Here is a 793-nt window from a genome sequence, read left to right as displayed (position 1 = left end):
AGGATCACGCCGAGCGGGTTGTCCAGCAGTCCCATGCTGCGCAGCAGGATGAACAGCGGCAGGATCGCCACCGCGAACGGGAACATCAGCCCGACCGCGAACAGGGTGAACAGGGTCTCCCGGCCCCGGAACGCGAAGCGCGCGAAGATGAACGACGCCATCGCCGACGCGCCCACCACGACGAGCACCGTCGCGAGGGCGATCAGGGTGCTGTTGCCCAGCTGCCGCCAGAACACCTCCGACCCCAGGATCCCGGTGTAGTTCTCCGGGACCCACGGGTCGGGCCAGCCCAGCGGGTTGGTGGACAGCTGGCCGTTGTCCTTGAACCCGCCGAGCACGCCGAACCCGACGGGCAGCACGATCAGCGCGCCGATGGCTACGGACACCAGGTGCAGCACCGTACTTGTGGCGCGGTCGGCGGCGGTGACGCGGCGGCTCATCGCTGGTCTCCCATCGTGGTCAGGGCGCCCTCGGTGTCGCGGCGCAGCACGTATCGCTGGTAGAACAGCGCGAAGACGAGGCTGAGCAGGAACATGATGATGCTGATGGCGCTGGCGTAGCCGACCTCGAAGCGGCGGAAGCCGAACTGGTACATGGTCACGGCCATGGTCTCCGAGGCGTGGATCGGGCCGCCGCCGGTGAGCACCCAGACCATGTCGAACAGCTGGATGCTGCCGATGACCGACAGGAACACGCTGATCCGGATCGTCGGCCCCAGTAAGGGCAGGGTGACGTGCCGGAACACCTGCCAGGCGCTGGCGCCGTCGGTGGTGGCGGCCTCGGTCAGCTCCCG

2 protein-coding genes are annotated in these 793 nt (G+C 68.2%); both read right to left on the bottom strand.

Annotation, left to right across the window (positions count from 1 at the left end; genetic code table 11):
- Window positions 1-440 (bottom strand): ABC transporter permease family protein (locus tag Cba03nite_RS39440; protein ID WP_203757703.1); only part of this gene is annotated, 440 nt, incomplete at its 3' end.
- Window positions 437-793, bottom strand: a 357-nt coding sequence (locus Cba03nite_RS39435) for a carbohydrate ABC transporter permease (RefSeq protein WP_203757701.1), incomplete at its 5' end; no start/stop codon positions are given. The genes Cba03nite_RS39440 and Cba03nite_RS39435, both read right to left, overlap by 4 nt.

Source organism: Catellatospora bangladeshensis (assembly GCF_016862575.1).
Classification (GTDB): domain Bacteria; phylum Actinomycetota; class Actinomycetes; order Mycobacteriales; family Micromonosporaceae; genus Catellatospora; species Catellatospora bangladeshensis.
The sequence above is the reverse complement of the archived record's forward strand: the minus strand, read 5'-3'. Positions and strand labels throughout refer to the sequence as shown.